This is a genomic window from Phaeodactylibacter sp. (assembly GCF_040219495.1).
Lineage (GTDB): Bacteria > Bacteroidota > Bacteroidia > Chitinophagales > Saprospiraceae > Phaeodactylibacter.
In genome coordinates this window covers 252,245-278,463 of sequence record NZ_JAVJSK010000079.1, presented here as the reverse complement: position 1 = coordinate 278,463, position 26,219 = coordinate 252,245, and the positions used below count along the sequence as shown (strand labels likewise).

At 51.0% G+C, this 26,219-nt stretch carries 21 protein-coding genes; 13 read left to right on the top strand and 8 right to left on the bottom strand.

Features of this window, described 5'->3' with window-relative positions; translation table 11 throughout:
* The first annotated feature begins 97 nt into the window (after nucleotides 1-97).
* Together RIC19_RS12325 and lpdA are read left to right on the top strand one after the other, a co-directional pair.
* On the top strand, nucleotides 98-643 hold the full coding sequence (locus RIC19_RS12325) for a hypothetical protein (protein WP_350178624.1): 546 nt from the start codon (nucleotides 98-100) through the stop codon (nucleotides 641-643).
* 697 nt (nucleotides 644-1,340) lie between these two features.
* On the top strand, nucleotides 1,341-2,741 hold the full coding sequence (gene lpdA / locus RIC19_RS12320; protein ID WP_350178623.1) for a dihydrolipoyl dehydrogenase: 1,401 nt from the start codon (nucleotides 1,341-1,343) through the stop codon (nucleotides 2,739-2,741).
* A gap of 112 nt (nucleotides 2,742-2,853) precedes the next feature.
* On the opposite strand, the gene RIC19_RS12315 is transcribed toward lpdA, so the two are convergent.
* Nucleotides 2,854-4,131 (bottom strand): HlyD family secretion protein, encoded by a 1,278-nt coding sequence (locus RIC19_RS12315; protein ID WP_350178622.1) that lies wholly within the window; start codon nucleotides 4,129-4,131, stop codon nucleotides 2,854-2,856.
* 12 nt (nucleotides 4,132-4,143) lie between these two features.
* Nucleotides 4,144-6,333, bottom strand: coding sequence for a peptidase domain-containing ABC transporter (locus tag RIC19_RS12310; RefSeq protein ID WP_350178621.1), 2,190 nt, complete (start codon nucleotides 6,331-6,333; stop codon nucleotides 4,144-4,146).
* A gap of 399 nt (nucleotides 6,334-6,732) precedes the next feature.
* Between RIC19_RS12310 and RIC19_RS12305 the strand changes: the two genes are divergently transcribed.
* Complete coding sequence (locus tag RIC19_RS12305) at nucleotides 6,733-7,689, top strand: glycosyltransferase (RefSeq protein ID WP_350178620.1); 957 nt, start codon at nucleotides 6,733-6,735, stop codon at nucleotides 7,687-7,689.
* A 16-nt stretch (nucleotides 7,690-7,705) separates the two neighbouring features.
* On the opposite strand, the gene RIC19_RS12300 is transcribed toward RIC19_RS12305, so the two are convergent.
* Entirely contained in the window at nucleotides 7,706-8,533 is an 828-nt protein-coding gene (locus RIC19_RS12300; RefSeq protein ID WP_350178619.1) for an alpha/beta hydrolase, read from the bottom strand.
* Nucleotides 8,533-9,069 (bottom strand): hypothetical protein, encoded by a 537-nt coding sequence (locus RIC19_RS12295; RefSeq protein ID WP_350178618.1) that lies wholly within the window; start codon nucleotides 9,067-9,069, stop codon nucleotides 8,533-8,535. Before RIC19_RS12295 ends, RIC19_RS12300 begins: the two co-directional genes overlap by 1 nt.
* 65 nt (nucleotides 9,070-9,134) lie before the next feature.
* Between RIC19_RS12295 and fmt the strand changes: the two genes are divergently transcribed.
* Complete coding sequence (gene fmt / locus RIC19_RS12290) at nucleotides 9,135-10,055, top strand: methionyl-tRNA formyltransferase (protein WP_350178617.1); 921 nt, start codon at nucleotides 9,135-9,137, stop codon at nucleotides 10,053-10,055.
* A gap of 56 nt (nucleotides 10,056-10,111) precedes the next feature.
* Nucleotides 10,112-11,005 (top strand): MBL fold metallo-hydrolase, encoded by an 894-nt coding sequence (locus RIC19_RS12285; RefSeq protein ID WP_350178616.1) that lies wholly within the window; start codon nucleotides 10,112-10,114, stop codon nucleotides 11,003-11,005.
* Nucleotides 11,006-11,171: 166 nt separating this feature from the next.
* Here the strand turns inward: RIC19_RS12285 and RIC19_RS12280 are convergent, their stop codons facing one another.
* The 4 genes from RIC19_RS12280 to RIC19_RS12265 all read right to left on the bottom strand — a co-directional run bounded on the left by RIC19_RS12280 (nucleotide 11,172) and on the right by RIC19_RS12265 (nucleotide 15,139).
* Nucleotides 11,172-12,785, bottom strand: a complete 1,614-nt coding sequence (locus tag RIC19_RS12280; RefSeq protein ID WP_350178615.1) for a Gfo/Idh/MocA family oxidoreductase — start codon at nucleotides 12,783-12,785, stop codon at nucleotides 11,172-11,174.
* The gene (locus RIC19_RS12275; RefSeq protein WP_350178614.1) at nucleotides 12,778-13,272 is read right to left on the bottom strand and encodes a DoxX subfamily; all 495 of its coding nucleotides are present in this window, start codon (nucleotides 13,270-13,272) and stop codon (nucleotides 12,778-12,780) included. Before RIC19_RS12275 ends, RIC19_RS12280 begins: the two co-directional genes overlap by 8 nt.
* An 82-nt stretch (nucleotides 13,273-13,354) precedes the next feature.
* On the bottom strand, nucleotides 13,355-14,161 hold the full coding sequence (murQ, locus tag RIC19_RS12270; RefSeq protein ID WP_350178613.1) for an N-acetylmuramic acid 6-phosphate etherase: 807 nt from the start codon (nucleotides 14,159-14,161) through the stop codon (nucleotides 13,355-13,357).
* A gap of 51 nt (nucleotides 14,162-14,212) precedes the next feature.
* Nucleotides 14,213-15,139, bottom strand: a complete 927-nt coding sequence (locus RIC19_RS12265) for a hydroxypyruvate isomerase family protein (protein WP_350178647.1) — start codon at nucleotides 15,137-15,139, stop codon at nucleotides 14,213-14,215.
* 288 nt (nucleotides 15,140-15,427) lie between these two features.
* On the opposite strand from RIC19_RS12265, the gene RIC19_RS12260 reads away from it, so the two are divergent.
* The 8 genes from RIC19_RS12260 (at nucleotide 15,428) to RIC19_RS12225 (ending at nucleotide 26,206) form a co-directional block, all read left to right on the top strand.
* A complete protein-coding gene (locus RIC19_RS12260; protein ID WP_350178612.1) occupies nucleotides 15,428-16,294 on the top strand; it encodes a glycosyltransferase in 867 nt (288 codons plus the stop codon).
* A 64-nt stretch (nucleotides 16,295-16,358) separates the two neighbouring features.
* Nucleotides 16,359-17,534: a glycosyltransferase family 4 protein gene (locus RIC19_RS12255; protein ID WP_350178611.1), complete on the top strand. Its 1,176-nt coding sequence runs from the start codon at nucleotides 16,359-16,361 to the stop codon at nucleotides 17,532-17,534.
* Nucleotides 17,535-17,581: 47 nt separating this feature from the next.
* Nucleotides 17,582-19,849: an O-antigen ligase family protein gene (locus tag RIC19_RS12250; protein WP_350178610.1), complete on the top strand. Its 2,268-nt coding sequence runs from the start codon at nucleotides 17,582-17,584 to the stop codon at nucleotides 19,847-19,849.
* 13 nt (nucleotides 19,850-19,862) lie between these two features.
* Nucleotides 19,863-20,672 carry an ABC transporter permease gene (locus RIC19_RS12245; RefSeq protein WP_350178609.1) on the top strand — a complete coding sequence of 270 codons (810 nt, stop codon included), beginning with the start codon at nucleotides 19,863-19,865 and terminating at the stop codon, nucleotides 20,670-20,672.
* Nucleotides 20,673-20,676: 4 nt separating this feature from the next.
* Nucleotides 20,677-21,807, top strand: a complete 1,131-nt coding sequence (locus RIC19_RS12240; RefSeq protein ID WP_350178608.1) for an ABC transporter ATP-binding protein — start codon at nucleotides 20,677-20,679, stop codon at nucleotides 21,805-21,807.
* Between the two features lies 1 nt (nucleotide 21,808).
* Nucleotides 21,809-22,978 carry an SDR family oxidoreductase gene (locus RIC19_RS12235; RefSeq protein WP_350178607.1) on the top strand — a complete coding sequence of 390 codons (1,170 nt, stop codon included), beginning with the start codon at nucleotides 21,809-21,811 and terminating at the stop codon, nucleotides 22,976-22,978.
* Entirely contained in the window at nucleotides 22,968-25,412 is a 2,445-nt protein-coding gene (locus tag RIC19_RS12230; protein WP_350178606.1) for a PEP-utilizing enzyme, read from the top strand. The genes RIC19_RS12235 and RIC19_RS12230 overlap by 11 nt, the downstream gene beginning before the upstream one ends.
* Nucleotides 25,409-26,206 carry an ATP-binding protein gene (locus tag RIC19_RS12225; RefSeq protein WP_350178605.1) on the top strand — a complete coding sequence of 266 codons (798 nt, stop codon included), beginning with the start codon at nucleotides 25,409-25,411 and terminating at the stop codon, nucleotides 26,204-26,206. Before RIC19_RS12230 ends, RIC19_RS12225 begins: the two co-directional genes overlap by 4 nt.
* The last annotated feature ends 13 nt before the right edge of the window (nucleotides 26,207-26,219 follow it).

The following is a 26,219-nucleotide window of genomic DNA, read 5'->3' as shown; positions in this document are numbered from 1 at the left end:
TTAATTGAGTGGCAATTTTTATTGAATTGCCGTATTATCTAGAAACCGATAGCCTAACACCAAGTCCTAATAATTGTTTAACCATTGATCATCTGAAATGAAGCAAACCCTGCTAAGCCTGGTCTTTTCTTTTGGGCTTTTTTTTCTGCTTGGGCTGGGCGGTTGTGCGGCGGACCCACCCCAAGCCACTTCTTTTGAGGATTGTCTGTACGGCGCTCCGGAGCCTATTTTTGACGGATCAGTCCGGGGGGTCTCAAAGCACCAATTTGAGTTGCGTCCTGGCATGGGGATTGAGCGCTTCGTGTTAAACCAGGCCACCCAGGTCAGGATTGAGCAGACCGGCTGTGATCAACTTCAGCAGCGGTTTACTTTTTCCTGGGATGCTGGCACGGGCAGCAAAAACAACACCTACTGGAGCGAGCAGGCTATTCTGAAGTATCAGGAACTGGGGGAACTGGGCGCTCCTTATCTCTCCTTTTCTGCCATCAGTGAGGTGCTTCAGAAAAAACAAAATCAATTAACTCCCCGTGGCGAAGCTATTGTATTGCAGCCCGGGCTGTACTTCCGGATCGAGCAGGCCCAACAAGGTCAACGGGCCGAACTGGTCACCTTACTTTACGAATCCACAGCCAGTGGTAATTAACTTGCCGGCAAGTGCAATAGGAGCACGCTCTAAACATAGTCTCAGGCTGCACATGCTAAATTTATTTTCGGGTTCTTATTTTCGGCTCCCCCTCAACTTCGTAGCCGTGGTATCCCCCAGAATACATCGGCAAAAATCGGCTCCCATTGGATCCAATTTACCTGACTGTACTCAAGCACAAAATCTTCAGCGGGTGCAAAAAAACCGGTTCGGGGACTGACATCCCTATCCGCTGATTTACAACCGATAGCAAAAACAGCACCACACAATTGATCTTTCCACATATCCATAACTCAATCACAATCAATACACTTAAACAAATAGTGACCATCTTTCACCATTTTGTTGTTTGACAAATTGTCAGTGCGTTTTTTTCAGGAACCGCCTCCTTTACCCTACTTTTAGAGTATCGGAATGAAAAACAGATTTTACACTATAGATCTAAAGATTAAGTATCAGCAAGTTAGTACGGGCTCCGCTGCTTTAATAAGTCAGCGGAGTTCCTTTTTCCCCTTTCCTCAACCGGGGCACAACAGCTGTACACTGCACAATAAGGCGCTTTGTTGTGACAACCGCATTTTGGTCAGTATATTTGCGCTGATTTCATGGTGGCCTTCTTAGCAGGCAGCCTGAAATTTTCGCCTATTCTGCTGTGGACACAGCAGGTTGACTCATAATTAAAACCAGAAACAAGAACATGGATAAGTTTGATCTGATTGTAATAGGTAGCGGCCCTGGTGGATACGTTGCAGCTATTCGCGCTTCCCAATTAGGCATGAAAGTAGCGGTGGTCGAGCGTGAATCACTTGGAGGTATCTGCCTGAACTGGGGTTGTATCCCTACTAAAGCATTGCTTAAGAGTGCCCAGGTTTTTGAATATATTAACCACGCGGAAGATTATGGCATCAAAGTAGATAAAGCCAGTGTCGACTTCACCGGAATGGTAAATCGCAGCCGCAACGTGGCTGATGGCATGAGCAAGGGTATTAACTTCCTTTTCCGCAAAAATAAAATCACCGTACTTGATGGCCACGGCAAACTGCTCCGTGGCAAGAAGGTAGAAGTAACAGATAAAGACGGTAACAAGAAAGAATACGGTGCGGAGCATATTATCATTGCTACTGGCGGCCGGGCTAAAGAATTGCCTACGGTGCCAATCGATGGTAAGAAGGTGATCGAATACCGTAAAGCGATGACCCTTGAAAAGCAGCCTAAGAAAATGGTGGTCGTCGGTGCAGGTGCTATAGGGACCGAATTCGCGTATTTCTACCACTCTATCGGCACGGAGGTTACCGTGGTGGAATTTATGGAGCAAGGTCTGGTGCCCCGGGAAGATGCTGATGTAAGCAAGGAGATGAACAAGATTTACAAAAAGAAAGGCATCAACATCCTGGGCAATACTTCAGTAGAAGCCGTAGATACCAAAGGCCGTGGCTGCACCGTAACGGTCAAAAACCAGAAAACGGGTAAAACGGACGAGATCAAGTGTGACATCGTTCTGTCTGCTGCCGGTGTTGCGCCCAATACTGAAAACATTGGCCTGGAAGCTTTAGGCATAAAAACCGACCGTGGCCTCATTCAGGTAGATGAGTTCTACCACACCAATGTGGCAGGCATCTACGCTATTGGTGACGTCACGCCGGGTGCAGCCCTTGCGCACGTGGCTAGTGCTGAAGGCATCATTTGTGTAGAGAAAATCGCCGGGGAAAATCCGCAGCCGATGGACTACAACAACATCCCGTCTTGTACCTACTGCGTACCGGAAGTTGCTTCTGTAGGTTATACCGAGCAGGCAGCTAAGGATGCAGGGTACGAAATCAAAGTGGGCAAATTCCCATTCTCAGCATCCGGCAAAGCTAGTGCAGCAGGTGCTAAAGAAGGCTTTGTAAAACTCATCTTCGATGCGAAGTACGGTGAACTCCTCGGTGCGCACATGGTGGGCATGAACGTGACTGAAATGATTGCTGAAGTGGTGGCCGCCCGCAAGCTGGAAACGACTGGCCACGAAATCATCAAAACGGTACATCCGCACCCAACGATGAGCGAAGCCGTTATGGAAGCTGCGGCTGCGGCTTACGGCGAGGTGATCCATTTATAGCCCACCAGCCTGCTCTATACAATAACAAGCCCTCAGCAAAGTATTGACTATTGCTGAGGGCTTATTTTTTTGCTGGTTAGCAGCCTGTTGGATGGACGCTCTTAGGCGAGCATTAACTCCTGAAGTGCTCAAAGATCCGCTCAATAAACCGCTTGTCTTTGATGATGATATTTGCTTCTCCCTTCATCGTCTGTGAGGCATCGAGCGAGCGCCCGTATTCAGTCACCAATCCTTTGGGGAAATCAATAGTAAGAGCTACCTGCCCGTTGATGGGGACCTGACTGATCGATTCCACGCGGCCAATAGTGGAGCCAAACTCCAGTACGGGGTAGCTATCAAAGCTGACGACCACCCTTTTACCGGGCCTGACCGGGCTGGCCTTTGCGACAGGCAGCCAGATGGTGCCTTTGGCTTCCTGCTCCAGCTGAGGAACGACCACGCCAATTTCAAACCCTGCTTCAACGAATTGCTGCTCCGTAATCTCTTCCATGTACAGGGAGACTATCCCTGAAACCGGCGAAGTAATAACATATTTAAACATCCATTCTTCCACCGCACGTTGAAGATCGACAAAGCGCTCCCGCAGTTCGATGCCCGCCTGCTTCTTACTTTCCACAGACCCTTCCCTGACTCCGGTTTTTTCTGCACGGATACGATCTTTTTCCAGCTCACGGTTATTAATGGAAGACTCTACACTTTCCTTCATACGCTGCAGGCTGAGGAGCGATTCTCTTGTTTTTTCGATGCGGGATTCAGCCAGAAGATTATCCGTCACCAGTTTATTTTCCCGTTCCAACCGCTCCTCTACCAGTTTTATTTGGCTTTCAAGGTTTTTAACCCGGCGCTCATCAGATTTGATGATGGCCTGAATTTTGCGCAGCTCGCGTTCCAGTTGATCGATACTGTACTTATCATAAGGGTTTTCCTCAAATTGCTGCCTGGCTTTTTGCTGCCGGTAGAAGTTGTAAAGCGGTTCTTTGATCGCCCCCAAGACAAAGGTATCGGGCACCGAGAAGGCCAGCAGTGTCGAATCGGTGGGCGTATCTATCATCATCATTTTGGATTCCAGGGTCAGCATGTCTTCCAGCCGGGCATTACTTTTGAAGAGCACAATGACATCATTCTCCCGAACGGGCGCCTCGTTTTCCACTAAAATGGACTGCACCCGCCCGCTGATATTTGAAACCAGCCGTTTGGGGGGCTCTTTAGAAGATACGGTAATGCCTGCTTCAACAACGACCGGATACTCAATAAAGTAACTGATATACCCCAGCATCACTACGACGAGCAGGGCCAGCAGGGTGCCGAACCGGACCATCCAAGGGGGGGGAGTACCCAGGATTTCCTGCACTTCTTCGCTTCTGATTTCGATATTTTCATGCTCTTGCATAGATGGTATCATTTACGCCCCAAGCTCCAGTTGGTTGCGGACCAGTTGATAATAGGCCCCACGCAGGTAGGTGAGTTCATCGTGTGTGCCTTGCTCTACAATCTCGCCCCCTTCAAGTACAATAATATTGTCAGCGTTCATGACGGTACTCAGGCGGTGAGCAACAGTGACAACCGTACGCCCCCGGAAGAAATCATCCAGGTTCTCCATGATCAGCATCTCGTTGTAGGCGTCCAGTGCGGTAGTGGCTTCATCAAAAAAGATGTAGTCAGGGTTCTTGTAAACGGCCCTGGCAATGAGCATGCGCTGACGCTGCCCCTGACTGAGTCCCAGCCCTTCTTGCCCGATTTTGGTATTGTACCCAAGCGGCAGGGACTCAATAAAGGTCTGTATATTAGCCACCTTGACCGCGTTGAGCAACTTACGCTTATCAATGATTTCGTCGCCCAGTGCAATATTGCGTGCAATGGAATCAAAAAAGATATAGCCATCCTGCATCACGACCCCGCATTTGTTCCGCCAAAGCCGGTTGTCGACATTGGAAAGGTTGATATCGCCCAGGCGGATGGCACCTTCGGTAGGCTTATAAATATTGAGCAAAAGCTTGAGGATAGTAGTTTTGCCGCTACCGCTCGTCCCAACAATAGCGGTCGTTTGACCTTTGGGGATACGGAGGTTGACATTCCGCAGCACGGTGGGCGAGTGGGGACCGTTGTACTGAAAACTCACCTTATCCAGGATCAGGTCTCCATACTCCGGAAGGATAGTGATTTTCTCTTCGAGGTTCTCTTCATTATCCCGGACGTGAATTTCGTTGAGGCGTTCCAGGCTGATTTTGGCCTCCTGACGCGCCCGCAGGAATTCAAACAGCTGATTGAGGGGCGCGTTCATCTGACCGATGATGTACTGTACGCCAAGGAGCATACCGAGGGACATACTGTTGTCAAGAACAGCCTGAGCCACAAAGAAAATAATGAGCAGGTTCTTCGTTTCATTGAAAAAGCCTGACCCTGCACGCTGCACCTGCCCGATGCGCAGGGCACTAATACCCGTACGGAACAAGCGAGCCTGAACCCGTTCCCAGGCCCAACGTTTTTGTTTTTCGGCATTGTGCAGCTTGATATCCTGCATACCATTAATCAACTCCAGCAGGTTACTCTGATTTTCAGCCGATTGATCGAAGTGCTTGTAATCAAGTTCGCGCCGTAGGTACTGAAAGTAGAAAATCCACCCGATTTGAGCCAGAGTGAAGGTTAGAAAAATACCGAAAATAAAGGGGCTCCAAACCAGCAGTACGCCGGCAAAAACTAGAATATTGGCAAAGCTGAAGATGGAAACCAGGGAAGTGGACGTTAGGAAACGTTGCACCCGATCGTGGTCGGCAATACGCTGCATTAAATCGCCCGTCACTTTAGAGTCAAAGAAACTGATGGGCAACTTGGTTAGCTTGATCAAAAAGTCGGAGATCAGGCTGATATTCACCCGGACTGTTACATGAAGCAGTATCCAACTACGGAACTGCTCCACCGCAAGCATCGTGGCAAAGAGGAAAAACTGTGCCAGCAGTATCAGCTGAATGAAGTCGAGGTCATCATTTTCTATACCGGTATCAATGATGGATTTGATCAGGAAGGGAAAAATGAGCTGCAGAAGACTGCCAAGTGCCAGCCCTACGCCCAACTGTATCAGCAAAGAACGGTAACGCTGAAAGTAGCTGAGGACATACCCGAAGCCGGATTTGTTGATCTTTTCGCCTTCCCGGGCGTAAAACTCCGGTGTAGGCTCCAGGAGCAGCAGCACCCCCACATCTTCCCCGTCTTCTATGTCGCTCGCCCAGCTTTCAAGAAACTCTTCTTTCGTCAGCTTAAATTTGTCGGCTGCCGGGTCTGCAATCCAGACATACTTATTATTGGCTTTGTAAACGACGACGAAGTGTTCCTGTTTCCAGTGGGCCACAGCAGGGAGAGGGAGATCGCGTGCCAGACGGTCATAATTCGTTTTCACGGCAAGGCTTTGCAAACCAATATGTTCGGCAGCATCGCTGATACCCAGCAAGGTAACGCCCTGTTTGCCCATATACGTGAGGTCACGGAGATACTCGAGCGAGTAGTACCGCCCAAAGTGGCGAGACACCATACGCAGGCAGGTCGCCCCGCAGTCCATTGCGTCTAATTGCTGATAAAATGGAAATCTCCCTGACATTTGTAATTGCCTTAGTGGTCAAAGCCAGAAGCACTATATTGGTTCTCTTCTGACGAAGTTCCTGCATCGCAGCTCTAAGCTATTGATAAAGAGCTTTAAGCCTGAGCAGAAACGTTCCTAATACTGCCCCCCAAAGCGCTGCTGCACTATGAATGCATACCGAAAAATGAGTGCCTTTTTAGTCAAGCGCCTGCTGGCAATTCTGCCTAAAAAGCCAACCAATCATTTTCCCCACGATTCATATTAGCAGTGTTAGCCGCTTTAGATAACAAATTTAAATACGAAATATAAGGCGTTCAGGTATCTTTTAAAACAAAGTCCCCGCAATTTCTTTAAAAACCGGTGGAAAAGCAACTTATGTAATTAAAATAGTGATATTTTTGGGAAAATTTGTGTTGAATGTACAATAGTTTCGTCACTGTGGTCTGTGTTTTGGAGCATACACATGAGCTCCGCCTCTTATCGGATTACCTTCGTAATACCTACGCTGTAGTCCATGAGCACTTTACAGATTTCGAGTTTATTGTTGTCAACAACAACCCGGAAGCTTCTGCTGATGACACCATCAATGAGCTGCCGGACGAGCTCAAGCACAACGTTTATCTTCTCAATCTTTCACGTACCACTAACCGTAACCATGCGATCCTGGCCGGGCTTGACCGCAGCAACGGGGACTATACGGTCATTTTTGACTTTGATTTTTATCAAAAACCTGAGCTTATCCTGCAATTGTTTGAACGCAGCCGGGAAGAAAGTGCGGATATCGTCTACATGCGGGCAAAGCAACGGCAGACAGGGGCATACTTTCGCCCATTCTACAGCCTTTTCTACTTTATCCTGAGGCGGTATTCTTCCCTTGAGGTGGATAAGATGGCCCACAATACGCGCATTATCTCCCGGCGTGCGCTGAATTCTCTGCTCCGCCTGCGCGAAAACCTCCGGTATATGAAGGCGATCTACTCTATCGTAGGTTACCGGACCAGCTTTCTGGAAACGGAGGAGCCCCTCCACGGCCGCGAACAGGAATCATTTGGGGAGCGGTTCAGGACTTCGCTCATCGCTATTACCTCCTTTACCACCTTCCTTCGGTCTCTGCTGCTGTGGATTTTTCTTTTCTCCCTGGTTTTCCTCATTGGCGTAATTGCGAATGCACTGAAAGTGAAGTTTACCGGGGTAGATTTGTTTGGCAGTGCAGGGGAGCCTTATCCGGGCTGGACTTTCCTGGTTATTCTGATTGCCATTTTCTTTGCAACGACCTGCCTGAACCTCTACATTATGTCCATCTACCTCTCCAATATTTACAACGAAATCAAACAACGGCCACTGTATATCCTGGAGTCCATCAAGCGGTTCTAGTGCGCCTGGCGTCAATTCAAACCAGCCGCTCCAGCCAATTCAGGACGTACTCAAAGACCGCTACTTTCTCAGGCTCATTGTGCAGCTCGTGGTACATGCCCGGCCAGGATTTGAAGGTTATATCGCCTTCCAGTTGACCGGCGAAAGCTTCACTTGCCTCCGCCGAAGTAACGCCATCCGCATCACCATGTACAATAAGGAGCGGGACCGGGAACCCGCCCTTTTGTTGCATGATCCAGTCCCCTTCCTGCATCATATCAATGCCCACTGCAGCAGAAATCCGATTGTGAACGAGCGGATCCTTTTCATAAGCTTCCACTACTTTGGAATCTCTGGACAGCAGCTTAGGATCCAGATTATTAGGCTGCAGAAAGCCAGGGTATAGATTACGCATTAGCCGCCCCAGCGCCACCAAAGCCGATGGGGGCGTAAAGGACAGTTGTATCCACGGCCCGGAAGCAATAACCCCGGTAACCTGCGGATGCCGGCGCAGCGCGTAAGAAAGCACCAAGCCGCCGCCCTGACTGTGTCCGTAGAGGAAAACCGGTAGGTTCTGATAGTCTGTCCGGGCTTCTACCAAGAGCTGAGCAATCTCATCAAGCAAGGGGTCGAGCCCCGGGCTATGCCCCCGTTTGCCACCAGATTGCCCATGCCCGCGCCGGTCGTAGCCAAACACCGAAAAACCACGGGCGTTAAACCACCTCGCCATATGTTCGTACCGCTCAATGTGCTCGCCCAGCCCGTGGGCGATACATATAACAGCCCGGGGATCTCCTGTTTTCCACTCGCAGGCATGAATCCTGATACCATCTGCTGTTGTCCAGAAAAAAGTACGTTTCTGCATTATTCTTCTTTTGATGCCGGTGCTGACTGCCGTTTACCTCCGAGATAACCAACCACCCGAGACCCGGGATACCGTTCTTCCAGGAAGGAAGCCCGAAAGGTTTCTGCCTTAGCTTTCACCTCAAAGTGCCCGATAAGGTAAGAAAATTGCGATTCGCCCAACTGCTCCAGGGTGATATTTCCGTGCTGAAAGAACAAGTCATGGTCCGCTGGCAACGGAATGGACGTGGACATGATTTCGATTTTGTACCCGGTGTATTCTTTCGGGATTTCGAGCAGGTTCCGGTAGGTAGTGTCCGTTTCAATGGTGGTCACCGGAATGACCTTCCGGTCGGCAACCTCCTGCTGCAGCGGGCCCTTCCTGTTGTCGCGCTGTTGGGTAGCACCACTCAGTGGCTCGTCGAAGCGCTCTGCAACGGGAATGGTGTCTGCCGCCACCCGATACTCCTGGCCCAAAGCAGGACTGGCATACGCTGTAGCCTGGCCCGATAAAAAGAAAATGCCAAATACACTATAAATTAAAGCTGATTTCATCATATTGTGGAATAGCTGGTTATGTTCAATATTAGATACAATAACGCAAAAATACCAACTTGTCCTCTATGAGTTTGAGAATAGTTTTCATGGGCACTCCTGATTTTGCAGTACCATCCCTCGATATTCTGGTTCGGGAAGGCTACGATGTAGTGGGTGTGGTCACCGCAACGGATAAGCTCGGCGGACGCGGCAAAAAGCAGTTGCTACAATCACCGGTGAAGCAATACGCCCTGTCCAAAGGCATCCCGGTTTTACAGCCCACCAATCTTAAATCGCCTGATTTCCAGAATGAACTTCGTGCCCTGAATGCCAATTTACAGGTCGTTGTTGCCTTCCGTATGCTGCCCGAAGCGGTGTGGGATATGCCGGAGCATGGCACCTTTAACCTGCATGGGTCGCTCCTGCCTAAATACCGTGGCGCTGCGCCCATCAACTGGGCGGTGATCAATGGCGATAAAGAAACAGGGGTCACTACGTTCTTCATCCGCCACGAAATTGATACCGGTGATGTGGTCTTACAGGAAAAAATGCCAATCGGGCCCAATGAAACCGCTGGAGAAGTGCACGACCGAATGATGGAACTCGGCGCAAAAGCCGTCCTCAAAACCGTCAAAGTAATTGAATCCGGTGACTACAGCCTGAAGCAACAAGATGATAAGCAGGCAACCAAGGCACCGAAAATTTTCCGGGAGACTTGCGAAATCAACTTTGAGCAGCCCGTTGAAAAGGTGCATGACTTCATCCGTGGCCTGAGCCCCTACCCTGCAGCCTGGACTGTCCTCGATGGCAAACAGCTGAAAATACTGCGTGCCCGGTACGAAAAAGTAGCGCCCACCGCGAGCCCCGGCACCTTCCAGTCTGACAACAAGAGCTGGGTTAAAATCGCTGCACAAGGTGGGTGGCTGCTTATAGAAGAACTTCAACTACAGGGACGTAAGCGAATGAAAACCAGTGATTTCCTTAATGGCTTTTCTTTTGACGTTTAATTATTGTCATTTTTTAAAAGCTAAGAAAATTCTAACTGAGTAAAATAAAACAAAGGATGATTAAAGTTATTGACCTGCACTTTCTGGACAAAAGCGATACCATAGCCGCCTTTCTTGCAGAAACTTCAGCAGGCCCCATTTTATTCGAAACGGGCCCCTACTCCACTTTTGAGCACCTCAAGTCCGGTCTCGCCCGGCACGGCTACAAGCCCGGAGATATTGATCATGTTTTCCTTACCCATATTCATCTGGACCATGCCGGTGCCGCCTGGGCTATGGCAGAAGCTGGTGCCACGGTCTACCTCCACCCGTTTGGCAAAGCGCATATGCACGACCCCTCGAAGCTAGTCGCCTCGGCTACCCGCATTTACGGTGACGACATGGACCGGCTGTGGGGCGCGATGAAGGGGATTCCTGAATCCCGGCTTAAGACCATCGGGCATGAAGAAGACATCAAGGTTGGAGGTACGACAATCAAAGCCTGGCATACGCCCGGGCACGCTGTTCACCATATCGCATGGCAAATTGATGGCGTTCTGATCGCCGGGGATGTAGCCGGAGTTAAGATTGGTGATGCGCCCGTTGTGCCGCCTTGCCCGCCTCCTGATATCAATGTGGAAGACTGGCAGCGATCCATCAAGCTTATTCGTGAGCTTCCCCTGCAGGAAATCTACCTTACGCATTACGGGCGCATCGCTGGAGCGGACGTCCCCGTACATCTCGACGAACTGGAAAGTGAACTCCTTGCCTGGGCGGAGTGGATGAAACCGCACTACGAAAAAGGTAGTGACCCCAAAGCCCTCACACCCAAATTTATGGCTTGGGTACAAAGCCGGTTATCCGAAAAGGGCGTATCGGAGGCGACCCTGGAAATCTATGAAAATGCCAACCCTTCCTGGATGAGTGTGGCGGGGCTAATGCGGTACTGGAAAAAACGGCTTGCAGACTAAGAGCATGTACCGCTCCAAACAAGCTCTAAGGGTTTATCCATGAGGAACAGAGCTGCATTCATGCGGATCAGCATGGGATGCTGTAAAATCCTGCTTATTTTACGGCAGTAACGCTTAGGAAGCCCCTACCCAACCGTTCTGCGGGAAGGTAGGGGCTTTGTTTGCGTTATCCCTGCCAGGCCATAGGATTTGTACCCGAAGCGAGCAAAACAGCATTCAGGTCTTCACCTGGCTGAGCAATGATTTGCTCCGCTGCCGGGTCCCACTCCATTCTGCGCCCCAGCTTCCAGGATAATCCGGCCATGTGGGCAGACATCGCCTCCTCGAAGCCTGCATCGATTCCGCAGCTCACCGGAGTGTCATTGCGAATAGCGCTTAGCCATTCCCGAAGGTGGAGCATAGCAGAATCCACTCGTTTGCCATCGCGGTAAGTCCACAGCAACCCCTTTTGAGCAAAGTATTTGGACGTTGCGGAGGTCACCCCATCGGCGTTGCCCGAAGCGGGGTCGTAGGTGTAAATAGGCACGCTTGGGTCCATCACACCGCTTTCAATCAATTGAGCATAACGGGAGGAATCAGCGTCAGCGTACACCCTCAGCTGATTGCCGAGTTCCAGGGTGCCATCGTGCCCCATAAGCAGGGTTTCCCGCCAGTATTGATTGCCCAACGTAGCACTATACATAAAAGTCATGCCCTTTTCCAGCCCGGTTGCCCGACTAGATCCCGTAGAGAAATCCGGATACTCCATCACCGCCTGAAAAACATCGGGGACATCCCGGCCATCGCGGTGAGTGTAGATGCCACCCGAAGCCGTCACATAGCGCGGCATACCCATTTCCAGGATACAATTCACGCGGTCGTAGTCGTGCGTCATCAGGTCACCAGACAAGCCGGAGCCATAAGCCCACCATTTGCGCCAGCGGAAAAAATGTTCTTTGTTGAATGGTACACGGGGCGCATTACCCAGGAAGAGGTCCCAGTCAATAGTTTGCGGGCTGGCTTTCTCATGAATGGGGTACTGCCAGGCACCATTATCACTATTACGGTTGGTATTGGCTTGTACCAGAGACACATGCCCTAACACCTTTTTACGGATGATGTCCTTGGCGGTAATGAAGCTTTGGGTTTGCCGGTGCTGATGCCCCACCTGAAAGACAGCTTTAGCGCTCCGGGCGGCTTCCCGCAGCGCGTAGGTCTCATTGATGTTGTGCGTCATAGGCTTTTCGACGTAGACATGCTTACCGGCCTCGAGGGCTGCAATAGCAACGGGAGCATGCCAGTGGTCGGGCGTAGCGATAACCACCGCATCAATATCCGGGCTATTGACCAATTCTTCGTAATGCCGGTACCGCTTGCAGTCCGGTGAAGCAGCCTGAGCCAGCTCGGCGTTCACCTCAAACACATCACATACGCCGGTCAGCCTGACATTGAGATTTTCCTGGCCATAGTAGGCTTCCAGAACGCCCGTATTGCCCTGTGCAGTCATGGCTTCCACCCAGGCGGGTGTGGCAAAACCCAAGACCCGGATCAGGTGCTGCCCGCGCCCGCCGTTTCCAACAATCCCTATGCGAATGGGGTCGCCAGATAAGTCAGAGGCCACTTCCGGGCGTTCTGCTTTGATGTTAAGCTCTGTTAGAATTTTGCTTTTTTCCAACTGCTTTTTGCGTATTTCTGCGTACGCACCGGCTGCGATGCCGCCAATGAACGGCAAGCCGATCAGGCCTTTCAGGGCTTTCCGGCGGCTTTGGGGTGCGCCTGAATCCTGTTGTTGCTTATCCATGTGCTTTGTTTTGTGCAGGCGTTCCCGGCCGCTGTTTAAAAAACACTTCCAGCCCCAGCAGGTGACCGGTGGGGAAGTAAGCCAGTACGCCAAGGGCCGCAAGCTCTACCAGGTTTTTATTGACAATAAAATAGTTGCCTTCTGCGGGCCCGGCTGCTGAGAGGCCTGGCCAGGGCGGGTGAGCCAGGTAGAAAAAGGCAAGCATGGCGATGCCTGCGAACGCGCCGGCTTTTTCCCAAATACCTAAAACAAGGGTAAAGCCCACCAGTACCAAAGCTACTGCCGTAAGCGTATCAGAAATGTTGATGAGGCTGTCACTGCCCAGCCATTTGAAGAAAAAAGCAAAGGGGCCCTGCGCAGTCATCAGATAGCCCTGTGCGGTCCACCCGGGCGTCAGGAGCTTTATCAGGCCCTCAAATAAAAAATGCCACCCGGCAAAGAGGCGCAGGGCGGTCAGAAAGAAGCGCTGTGGTTTGGAATAGGTCATAGCTGTACCAGTTTGGTGTACAGCCACTAAAATCCTCTATTGCCCTCAGCTGGAAAATGATATTTATCAGAAAAAAAACTGATTATTGCCGCGCGGCCTCGATAGCTTTGCGTACACTGCCATGACTGAGCAGGAGCGCTTTGGCTTCTTCGTAGGGTATACCTACTGTGTTTTTTATAATCTGTGTCCCTCGGTCTACCAGTTTTTGGTTGCTCAGCTGCATATCCACCATCTTATTATCAACCACCCGGCCGAGCCCAATCATTACAGTGGTAGAAATCATATTGAGGACCAGTTTTTGAGCAGTGCCGGCTTTCATGCGGGTACTGCCGGTGACAAACTCAGGCCCCACGATCACTTCCAGCGGATAATCGGCATACCGGCTGACCGGCGAGCCGGGGTTGCAGGTGATACACCCCGTCAGAATGCCCTGATTTTGGCAGTCTTTCAGGCCGTGCTCTACGTATGGAGTCGTGCCGGATGCAGCGATGCCAATCACAGTATCCTGATCATTGACGTAGTAGGCTTCCAGGTCTTTCCAAGCCTGGGTTTTGCTATCCTCAGCAAACTCCACCGCATTGCGGATGGCGTGGTCCCCGCCGGCAATAATGCCGATAACCCAATCGGCAGGCACACCATAGGTAGGCGGGCATTCTGAGGCATCCAGTATGCCCAGCCGGCCACTTGTGCCCGCACCAATATAAAACAAGCGCCCTCCTTGCTTCATACGCTCAAGAATGGCTTCGACCAAAGCGGTCAGTTGAGGGATTACCTTACGTACGGCAAGGTGGATTTTAGCATCCTCCTCATTGATATGGGTGAGGATTTCCTTTACCGGCATTTGCTCCAAATGCCGGTAAAGGGAAGGTTCTTCGGTTACTTTTCGCATGCGGGTGTCAATTTGCGATAAAGTTAGAAAAACCTGTGCATTCTCTGCGGGTTAATCCTCCTCAACCACTACATCAACGGAGCGGTAGGCTTCTATGACCGCCTGTTCACCTTCCTTGCCAGGTTGGGAATTACCATGCTCCATGCCCAGTACCCCCTCGAAGCCCCGCTCGTGGATGTACTGGAAAATATTCTTGTAGTTGATTTCTCCGGTGGTCGGCTCATTGCGCCCGGGGTTATCGCCGATCTGGAAGTACGCGATTTCCTCCCAGCACTTCTCGATGTTAGGCAAGAGGTTCCCTTCCTGAATTTGCTGATGGTATATATCAAACAGGATTTTGCAGGCCGGGCTGTCCACTGCTTTACAAATCTGGTAGGCTTGTGCCGCTTTGCTCAGGAAAAGCCCCGGGTGGTTGTAGAAGTTGAGGGGCTCCAGCACCATAACCAGGCCGTGGGGCTCCAGGACAGCAGAAGCTTGCTTCAGGCTTTCGATGACATGCGCCGTTTGGTAGCCCATATCCTGCCGCATATCCACCAGTCCGGGTACTACCGTCATCCAGGTCGCATTCACCCGCTTGGCGACCTCCACGCTTTCTTCAATCTCTTTGAGAAAAGCCGCCCGCTTGTCCTCGTCCCCACTAGCCAGGTTGGCGTCTTTCCAGGCAATGGTATGAGCAACAAAGACCCCCATTTGCATATTTCGGGTTTCCATGGCTTTGGCCATTGCCTTTTGAAGTTCCACCGGCTTCTTTTTCATACCGTTATCTTCAAAAGCGCTGAAACCCTGATCTGCCATATAGTGAAGCTGCGCGACCGGATCTTTACCTGCGGTCTCTTGGAACATCCCCAAATGTGGAGCATACCTGAGCTGAAATGAAGAAGCTGCTCTGTCCGGGTTGGTGCTAAAGCCCGGGGTATTGCCTATAGTCAGTGCTCCTGCGGCGAGCCCGGCTTTCTGTATAAATCCTCTTCTGTCCATCATGATTTTGTCTTCCGTTTTGAATGAATTTATTGGTCATTAAGGTAGGGATATCCCGCAAATTATTCTAAGACAGGGGTCAGGTAAAACTGAAATGTAATGCTGCAAATGCTCATCTACAGGCCACCTGTTTCAAATCATCGTAGCCAGGCAGTTCTACTGCTTCATCTCGCTGTGCAATCTTGCCCCCATCCGCACCTCCAGGGCGGGCAAAAAGTGCCCGTGGCGAAATTAATTGCAAAATGCCTATCTTGCACGGCACACCCAATAAATTGAGGTTTCTGGTCCATGAGAGAAGACAATAAAGTGGTTCACGGGTTATGGATAGGGGAAACGCTGAGCCCTGTGGAGATGCTTTGCATTAAATCTTTCCAGGCACAGGGGCACCGCTTTCATTTATGGACTTACGGCCACCTCAGAACACCGCCGCCGCAAGGGACGGTGATTTGCGCTGCACAAGAAATTTTGCCCTCCTCAGCTATTTTCAGGTACAGGTACGGAAATGAATTTGGCCACGGTAAAGGCAGCCTGGCCGGGTTCTCTGATTTGTTCCGCTACAAGCTCCTTTACGAGCAGGGTGGATGGTGGACGGACATGGATGTGACCTGCCTGCGCCCCCTGGACTTCCCGGCACCGTACGTCTTCCGGGCGCATGATGTGCTTGCCGTCGTTGGTAACTTAATGAAGTGCCCCAAAGCAAGCCCCCTTATGAAATGGTGCTACAAAACTGCCCGGGAACAGGTAGATGCAGACAATACCGATTGGCTTTTGCCTATCCGTATCTTAAATCAGGGCATCACCGATTTCCACCTCGGCGATGCCATCCACGATATGACCAACCCCGATCGTTGGGAAATCGTCGATTGTTACCGGGAGCAATCGCTACCCCCCGATCCGGCTTGGTATGCCTTTCATTGGATGAATGAAGAATGGAGGAGCAAATCTATCCCGAAAGATGCCGTGAGAGCCAAAAGTTACTTAGCCCGGCTATTGCAAGGCCATTCCATTGAAGTCAACTATTTGCCGCCCATCGCCCTCCGAACCCGATTAACCCAACGCTTAGCTAAATTTCTTATCCCTATTCTACCGCAATTTATCCGGAGCAGGCTCAAGTCACTGGCTTTTCGTTTCCAACGGCTTATGATACCCTCCTGAGCAGTGGAAACAAACACCCCCGGTTTAAAATCCGTTCTTATCATTTGGAAAATGCTCTACAGGAATGCGTAGGTCAGCAATAAAAACCATTGCCATACTCTCCAATACAAGCTGGAGCGTTTATAACTTCCGCCGTGGCCTCATCAGGCGGCTCTCGGCAGAGGGGTACAGGGTTTTGATTGTTGCCCCACCTGACCAATACACCGCCCAGCTCCAGGAAGAACCGTGCTTGTTTTTCCCGGTTACGTTATCCCGGCACAAGGTCAACCCTCTTCATGATTTCAGGTATGCATTCCAGGTATTCAGCATCCTGAAAAAGTACAAGCCTGACCTTATGATCAGCTATACCATCAAACCCAATATTTACGGGCAGCTTGCTGCCCGGATGCTTGGTATCCCCAGATTGGCCGTAGTCACAGGGCTCGGGTATTTATTCATAGCCCAAAACTGGAAGACCCGAATTGTCAAGACGTTATACCGCCATAGTTTTAAAAGGGCGGAGCGGGTTTGGTTTTTAAATAAAGATGACTTGGCGATATTCCTGTCCGATGGCACAATAACTAAAGCGCAGGCGGGCTACCTTCCGGGAGAGGGTGTAGACATCAATTACTTTAAACCCATGCCCACTACACCGGTTTCGGAACGGCCGCTGTGTTTCCTGTATGCCGGACGATTAATCAAGGAGAAAGGAGTCCCGGAGTTCGTTCGGGCTGCGCAAATCATCAAGTCGGCTCACCCTGGTATTCAGTTCAAGATTGCGGGCTTTATAGAACGCGAAGCACCCGGTGCTATTCAACTGGCAGATATCAAAGCCTGGGAAGCCTCAGGCCTGATCACCTACAAAGGTCCAAAAGAAGACATCCGCCCGACCCTTGCTGAAGCCGATTGTGTGGTGCTTCCGACCTATTACCGGGAGGGCGTGCCCCGGATATTGCTCGAAGCCGCGAGCATGGGCATCGTCATTGTAGGCACCAACTCTCCAGGCTCCAAAGATATTGTCATTGAAGGGGAGAATGGCTTTTTATGCCAGGAACGGGAGCCCGTTCAACTGGCCCACACCCTGACGAGAATCATACAATTGCCTGAAACCGAACGGCGCAAGCTGGGCATTCGCGGGCGGGCAATCGTGGCAGCCAACTTTCGGGAAGAAATCATTATTGACCGCTATCTGCGTTTGCTTGAACAGGTTTTAGGCTGCCCGGCAGATCAACGAACCAAAGCGCCAATAAAATTGCACTAATTTCATACTTTGCGCTTGAGAAAAATGCCAACCAACGCTGTTGCCTTATGACCAATAAAAACGAGAGTCCTGCTTACCCTAAATTCTTTATGGCATGGGTTATCATAGGGCTCTTCTTCAGTGGTTTCGTTTTTGACCCGGGCTCCAGAGAAGCTTTTTTGCCCGTCCGGCAGTTTTTAATCAGTATTTGGTTGCTGGCCGGGACGCTGGGGTTTTCATGGATTGTAAAAAAACCCGTTGTTTTCTCCTCCGCTGGCAAAACATTCCTAATCCTCAGTGGCCTGTTTTTAGCCTGGTGCTTTCTCAGCACAACCTGGGCATACAACCCAACAGAGGCGCTACTCGTTTCCAACCGGGTGTTGCTTCAAGTGGGGCTCATCGCCTTTTTCGTACTTTTCTATCGCGATTTCACCAATCCAACCCTGGCCCTCTCGCGGGTCTTTTCTATTTATTTAGTGCTCCTATCGGCTTTGAGCATTGGGCAGTACACTGGTTGGACCGTATTCCCATACGAAAGCAGTAGCCCACCTATAGGCCTTTCCGGCAACCGTAATCTGCTGGGGTCCACTCTAATCATTCTTTTACCCTGGGCGCTCCACCTTTTCCTGACTGGGTCACGCTACTGGAGCTTCGCCGGCCTGCTAAGCCTGGCAACGGGCACTGCTGCGCTTCTGCTTTCTCAAACCCGTTCGGCCTGGGTCGCTTTTATAGTGGCTTTTTTGGTGATGCAAGTGCTGCTGTTGATTGCCCGAAAGCGGCTTTCCGGGCAAGTCAAACAGCGCTGGAAAGTTGGCAGTATTGCTGTAATTGCCGGGGTAATAGGCATAATAGGATTCCTCACTTTGAGCGGGCAAGGTAGTGAACTAAAAGAAAACCTCCGCAACCGGATGGTCAGCCTGGTGCAGGTCCCCTCTGCCGGTGCCGAAGCCGCTAATGAAGCGGAACGGAATATTCTCGACCGGTACCACCTTTGGCAACATACCCTTGAGTTGATCAAAGCACACCCCCTCAAAGGAGTCGGCGCTGGCAACTGGAAAATTGAGTTTCCGAAGTACGGAGGGAGTAGCGCAGCCCGGTTTGAAGAAAAAGACAAGCTACGGGTCCGTCCTCATAACGAGTACCTGAGTATCAGCAGTGAATTGGGCTTAGTTGGGCTCCTCCTGTTTTTGTCACTGATGGCCACTACTGCATTTAGCGCCCTAAAGCTCGTGTTCAGGACCAATGAGGAACAAAAACTGATCAGCGGTATTGTCCTGGTCGGCATCGGTACAGGGCTGGCTGTAGATTTTGTATTCAGCTTTGCGCTGGAACGCATGGGGCATAGCTACCTCATCGCTTTGAATACCGCCCTGGCCTTGCAATGGTCTGGTGAAGGGAAAACCAGCAAACGGCTTCAGGGCATGTTGGCTGGCCTGCTGGGTTTATTGGCATTGGCGGCGGCCATTTTGAGCTACTATAACTGGCAAACCAACCGTAGCTTACATCAGTTGCTGCGGGCAGAAGTAGCAGGCCAATGGGAAAAAGCCATTGCAATCAGCCAGGAAACCGAACGCATGCCACTGGCCAGTCTCGACCCCGTAGGCGACCCTATTGAATGGCACTCTGCTAATGCGCTCAAACAATTGGGCAAATACGATGCCGCCCTTACAAAAATCGATGAGGCTATTAAAGTCCATCCGGGCAGTCACCGGGTTTGGAATACCAGGGCGGCTATCCTCATTCAACAAAATCAGTTTCAGGCTGCTTTGCCTGCGCTGGATTCGGCTCTGCAACTGGCGCCAGACTACGAACCAGCCTTGTCCAACCTGGGCTATGCCCGGTACCGGACCGATCAATTTGAACAAGCTATAGCAGCGCTTATGCAACTCGATTTGCAGCAGCATTCCAAGTGGCTGCCTGTAATTTGGGATGCGGGCGAGCGCATGGAAAGGAACGCCTTGCAGGACAATGCGATCTACCAGGCCGGGCTGACTGCACTAAAAGCAAATCCGCCTTTGCCCAAGTCGCAATGGCCCGGACGGGTCAAATTACTACGGGAGCAGTTCCCATCCGATGAGGCATTCGTAAAAGCCTATTTCGATACCTTCAGGCATTACGTGCTATTCAAGGCCTGGCAGGAGAAACCGCCACCTGAGGATGTTATCCGGTTAAAACAAGCACTGGATAAAGTGACGGATAACCTTGGAAAGACTAATTCCTACAGCAAAATCACAGCCCTTATCATGTACAACGACCACCTGCAAACCCTAAGCGCGATCGGTAAGCTGCCTGAAACCGGTATGACCGCAGCCGAAGACTTGCTCTTCCCCTTTTAAATACGGGCTACTAATGCACATCATTAACAACAAACCCAAGCCTTTTTCTGAAGAGCTGAAAGCCGTCTGGGGCGCTTTGCCCATCGCCCTGGCTTTTGCGCAGCGGGCCATTCGCATTAAATATACAAATACCACCCTGGGGCTACTTTGGGTCATCCTCCCCCTTGCTGCCTATCTGATCATCTATTCGGTTTTCTTCTCCGTATTGTTGAAAGTCGATACCGAAGGGTTGCCTTACCCCCTCATTGCCTTCTCCGGCTTGTTGGGCTGGAACTACTTTAAAGATATTATTCACAACGCAGGGCCCTCCCTGCATGAGGAAGGAGAATACCTGAAAAAGAATGTCCTGCCCAAGTTTATCATTCCGCTGTACAGGAGCCTGCTGGGGCTGGTCGAGCTTGGTATTTCACTTGGGCTTTTTCTGGTATTAATGCTCCTCTATCAACAGCCATTCCGTGCCTCTATTTTGGTGCTCCCCTTACTCATTTTACTCAATCATTTACTGGGGTTCAGTGTGGCCATTTGGGTTTGCAATCTTTCGGGAAAGAGACGGGACGCCATACACCTGGCGATCTCCGGGCTGAATGTAGGCATCTGGCTGACACCTGTATTCTACCTTCCTGGCCTGATCCCGCTCCCCTATCAATCTTTGATATACCTCAACCCTGTGGCCACCCTGCTCGGTGCCTACAGATGGGCTCTTCTGGGGCTGCCCCTGCCACCGTTTTTTGCCTGGGCCTGCCTACTGTTATGGATGGGCATCCTCCTTGCTGGAATCAGGGCCTTCTTTCGACGGCAGTACCAATTAATTGACTACCTTTAATAATATGATTTCGGTAGAAAACCTGGGCAAAAAATTCAGCATTCAACAATTGCCCAATCGTAGTACTGGCCCCAACCACGAAGTGTGGGCTTTCAGGCAGTTGTCTTTCAATCTGGCGGCGGGCAAGGCTTTAGGGCTGATTGGTCCTAACGGGGCCGGCAAGAGTACCCTGCTAAAAATTCTGGCTGGCATCTACCTGCCCACTTGCGGACAAGCGGTAATGCGGGGAAAAACAGGAGCTGTACTGGATATCGGGTCAGGCTTCCACCCTGATTTGACAGGCAGGGAGAATGTTTACTTTGCGGGTCGGCTGGCTGGCTTGAACAGGGCACAGCTCCAAGCCGTTTTTCCAAAAATCGTGGCATTTAGTGGCTTAGAAAAACACCTGGGAACTCCCGTTAAGTACTATTCTTCGGGCATGTTTCTGCGGCTGGCTTTTTCCACTTTAATCCATACCGATTGTGAAATCCTGCTCTTCGACGAGGTGCTTGCCGTAGGCGATAATGCCTTTCAGGAAAAGTGTTTTCAAAAAATACAAACCCTGAAGCAAGCCGGAAAGACCATGATCATGGCTAGTCATGAGCCTGCTAAGCTAGCTCAGTTTTGTGATCAGGTGCTCGTGATGGCGGATGGCCAATGTCAGTTTATCGGGCCTGCTCAAAAAGCACTGTCTTTCTACAGCAAACACTATGCTGCCGCGCCCCCGCATGAACTGGAAGACAGCCTATACCTGAATGCGATGCATTATCAGGGCGCTACTGTGTTGTCAGAAGGTACCGATGCTTCAGTATCTGTTGCTTTCAAGCTGAAGCTGAAGCCGGGAAAGCGCCCCTCTGCCGTAGCCGTCGCCATTGCCGACAGCCTTAATCAATTGCTCTTTAGCGGGCACGTCAGCATGGAGGCCGTTTCTTTAAACGGGCAAACCGTTGAACTGACCTGGCGATTTCCTAAAAAACACCTCAACGAAGGTTTATTTTGGGTGAATTTGTATTTTATTGAGGCGGAAAGTATCGCAGAACAACACCCTAAAGCCGGGCAACTGGAGATACCGCCCTATGCGGACCCCTACCGGCAAATTGAGGGGGGATTTCATGCGATTCATATCGACAGCCAAATCAGTATAAAACAAGGGTAAAATGGTCGTTGCATTAACCGGAGCTACGGGATTGCTGGGCAGCAACATTCTCTTTGAGCTTTTCAGCCAATACCGGCATTCCCCCGGGCAGCTCACCGTATGGGTTTTGGGAAGGCCTGCTGACCGGCAACCCCTTGCCGAACGACTATCGGAGCTGATGCAAACCGACGGGCGCCACTACCTGCAAATTGCTGACCCTGCTCCGTTCCTGGACCGAATCCGGGCCGTGGATTGCTTTCTGGGCCACCCAAATTTAGGGATCGCAGACGATAGCTTCCGCGAAATGAAGCAGCACCCCCCTGACTTATTTATCCACTGCGCGGCAGCGGTTGATTTCCGCGATCAGCCGGGTGTGGTGGAGCAGCTTAGGCAGATCAACGTAGAAGGGACCCAACAGGTGCTGGCCTTATCTGAAGCCCTGGGGGTGCCTGATTTCGCTATAGTCAGTACGGCTTATGTATGCGGTATCCGCTCGGGGGAAGTCGCTCCGGATTTTAGTGCCCCAAATCCAACCTTCAGGAACCCCTATGAGCGCTCCAAACTCGAAGCGGAGCAACTCGTGAAGCAAGCCGGTGCTGAAGGGCGGTTCAAACGGGTCCACTGCTTTCGCCCAACCACCATCTGTGGCCGCCTGATCGAACCGCCTATCGGGTACACACCAAAGTTTGATGTCTTCTACGCCTGGCTGGCATTCTTCCTGAGGCTAAAGATCAAACAACTCGGTCGTCTGGATTATGAAACTCCGGCTTTCATTGATATCCGCGTCGCCCTCAGGCGGGGGTCCGGATTGAACATCATACCGGCTGATTATGCCGCTAAAGCACTCGTACATATCTGTCTTCAACGCCCTCCATCACAGGCTTATCACCTGGCATCGCCCGGCCTGACCGACAACTACGATGACCTGCCCGGGCTTCTGGCATTCATCAAGGTATCCTTACCTGATTTTGTAGAGAAAATGCCAGCTGACCTGACTCCATTGGAGCGGGTGTATTACCACCGGTCCGTCGGTAAGATCTATGACCCCTACATCAGTAAACCGGTGCCATTATTTTCACTAGACAGCCTACACGAACAACTACCGGTCGATTTTCCTGAATGCCCACTGGTGAAAGGGCCTGCACTGCACGCATTGCTTGAATTTGCAAAACAGCATGACTTTGGACTCTAAGCACTATCACTGGCTCGGAGAAAGGGACTTGAGCCCTTTAGACTGTGGCCCCAAAGCCATATATCAAAATCAGCTCAAGCGGCAAGGCTACCGGGTTCCGGAGGGTTTAGTCGTCCCCTATGATCGTTTTGAACGCTTTTGCCAGGAGGCAGGGCTACACCCTCAGGATACGCAAGAACAAGCTGCTGAGCGCATACGATCATCCGGAGCGGCCAATGTTTTACTTCAATCACTGCTTGCCGCATTCCCGGAGGGCAAGCCCCTGATTTTGAGGACAGCCGCTTCAGCAGAAGACCGCCCAGGGCAAACCATGGCCGGGCATTTTGCCTCCCCGGCAGGCCTCACTACTCTAAAGGATTTACAACAAGCCTTTGCAGAAGTCTGGGCTACAGCCAATAGCCGGGAAATAACCGAAAACCGGTTATCCCTTTTGCTTCAGGCGTACATCCCTACGGAATTTGCAGGGCTCACTTTTACCCTTTCGCCTACCGCTCCCAAAGCGGCTGAGATGATACTGGAGCTGGCCGCCGGTAGCTGTGAAGCGCTTACGGCCGGGCACAGTCCGGATGCCCGATTGAATTTTAACTGGAGGCGGCAGGAACTCAACGGGCGGATTCCACCTGCGCTGGCTCAACTGGTCAGTAGCAAGCAAATTATTGAATTCGGAGTGGTATTTTTAAGCTTACAAAAGCAATTCGGATGCCCTCAGGATATTGAGTGGGGTGTCAAAAACGGGCAACTTTACATTTTTCAGTGCAGGCCGATTACTCAAATCCTTTTCCCGGCCGAAACGATTTGGACCAATGCCAACTTCCGGGATGGTGGCATTGGTGCGGAAATGCCCTCGCCGCTGATGTGGGATTTGTATAAGATGACCTTCGATTATTCGATTGATGCTTTTTCCAGGCGCTATCATATAACGCCCGACGAACCCCCAAGAGCCTGGTCCACCACCTTTTTGGGCTACCCTTACTGGAACCTTGCGGCTACCAAGAGTGGCGCCAGAAAAGTCATGGGTTATGTAGAACGACGGTTTGATGAAGGGCAAGGCGTTACCCCTTACTATAAAGGCAAAGGGGAGCAATCAAAGCTAACACTTAAGCGTATCTCCACTTCTGTTAAGGCCCTGACCGCCATCCGGAAGTCCATCAAAACAAGGTTTGCCGTTTGCCGGCAGACCAAGGCTTATTTCCAGGATATTGTCCGCCCCGAATTCAAAGCGGCCCCATTCGACCCGTCTTCTACTGCTGAAATCGGGCAATACTTTAAGCGGCTGGCTACTCAACACCTGATGTATGTCTATTCCAATTACTGGGAAATCATTTACGACAATACTTTCGTCAGCACATTTACTCAAAATGCTATCGAACGGTACAATCGCCGAAGGGGCTTAGACTTACAATTTACGGATGTCACGGCAGGGCTCGATCACGTCGCTCACCTCCATCCCCTGAATGCACTACAACAACTCGCAGCACAAATCCGATCGGACGAGCCCGCTTACCGATGGTGGAAACCAGCTACTGCTACTGCTCTGCTCGAAGCGTGGCGTACAGGTAAGCCCTTTCCCTACCGGGCACGACTTGCCGATTTCCTGGATAAATACGGCTATAAAAGTACCCGTGAACTGGAAATAATGGCCCCAAACTGGATAGAAGACCCCACTGCTGTCCTGCAGGCCCTTCAACAGTACCTCGACCTTCCACCTGCTCCTGTTTCTGAACATACGGAACACCAGACCTTCCAAAAGATCAGGCACCAACTTCCCCAATCGCTGGTAAGGAAAATTGAGCGGCAACGAAAATTTCTGTGGTGGAAAGAGGAAATCCGGGATATCACAACACAGCTCATGCATTTTATCCGATTGACCGTGGTAGCGCTTGGAAAAAGCCTGGTACAGGATGGGCTGCTCCACCAAGCAGAAGATGCTTTTTTCCTAACCCATCAGGAATTAATCCACCTGGCTCAATCGAGTCATCTACCAGCAGACTACCGGGAGCGGATTCAATACCGACGGTGCATAAGAGCGAGTTTTCGGAATTATCAAAAGCCCGATATTATTTTCCCGAACCCGGTATTACAGCAAAGGCATTCTGGTAAATCCTCAGGCTTAAACGGGATTGGGGTATGCCAGGGTGTTGTGGAAGGCCCTGCTGTAGTCATTGCTGAACTCAATGAGTCCTTTGACCCCGGTTTGCTCCACGGGCGCATCCTGGTGACCGAGTATATCAATCCTGGCCATCTTTCGTATTTTCCGACCCTGAAGGGGCTGATTACCGCAAACGGCGGGCTGCTTTCTCACGCAGCTATCATCTGCCGTGAGCTGGGGATTCCGGCTGTTTTCGGCATTCCGGACGCCACGCGGAAAATCCCCGACAACGCCCGCCTTCAACTGAATGGAAAAACTGGCGAAGTTGCTATCTTGGCTAAATGAAGCAGCTTTTCAGCATCATAGGGATTGACGGCAGTGGAAAAGACTATTGGCTGCAGCGTATTATGGCGCAGGTTGATACTAAAAAGTATTGGCCGCTACCCTGTACGGCCTATCATCATTCAGCACATTGTGCGCAGCCTGCATTATCTATGGCCTTGCAGGAATTAGGAATACAGGCAGACCAGGCATCTGATGCAGCATTGAAAGGTATCTCGCTCTTTTTGAAGATGTTGCTTTTCTCTACCGAGCTTCGCCACTTGCAGGAGCAGCATGCAGCGGCCGTCGTACTTTCCACCCGCCACCCGGTTATCGACACCCCTGTCTACGCGCGCCTGTTTATCCAACACTTACGCATGCGCCCGGAGGAAAAGCAAAACATATTCGCGCGGGCAAAGCTTTACCTGCCTTCGGACCAATGGGAAGCCCTCTCCCAATTGATTAGTGCAAATGCCCAACGATGGGACCAACAGCCCCTACCTGAGTTTATCAAACAAACCGCACCTTTAGGATGGCAAGCGCAATTTGATGTATTCACCCGCGCTTTTGACGTCCCTATACCCCAAAAAATACTGTTCCTGAACCCTCCGGTGGCCACCATTATTGAGCGGCTGCAGCAAAGAGAAGCTGCCGCAAGAGAAATGCATGAGCAGGCCACCTTTATCCGGCAACTCAAGACTTACCTTGAGCAAGCCCTTGCAGCCCTTATGGCCTGTCAGTCTAACCTTAAAGTGTATACGACCGATGGGGCTGCGGATACCACAGAAGCCATCCTTCCCTCTTTTTTAAGTTCCTAGCCCCAAACCAACC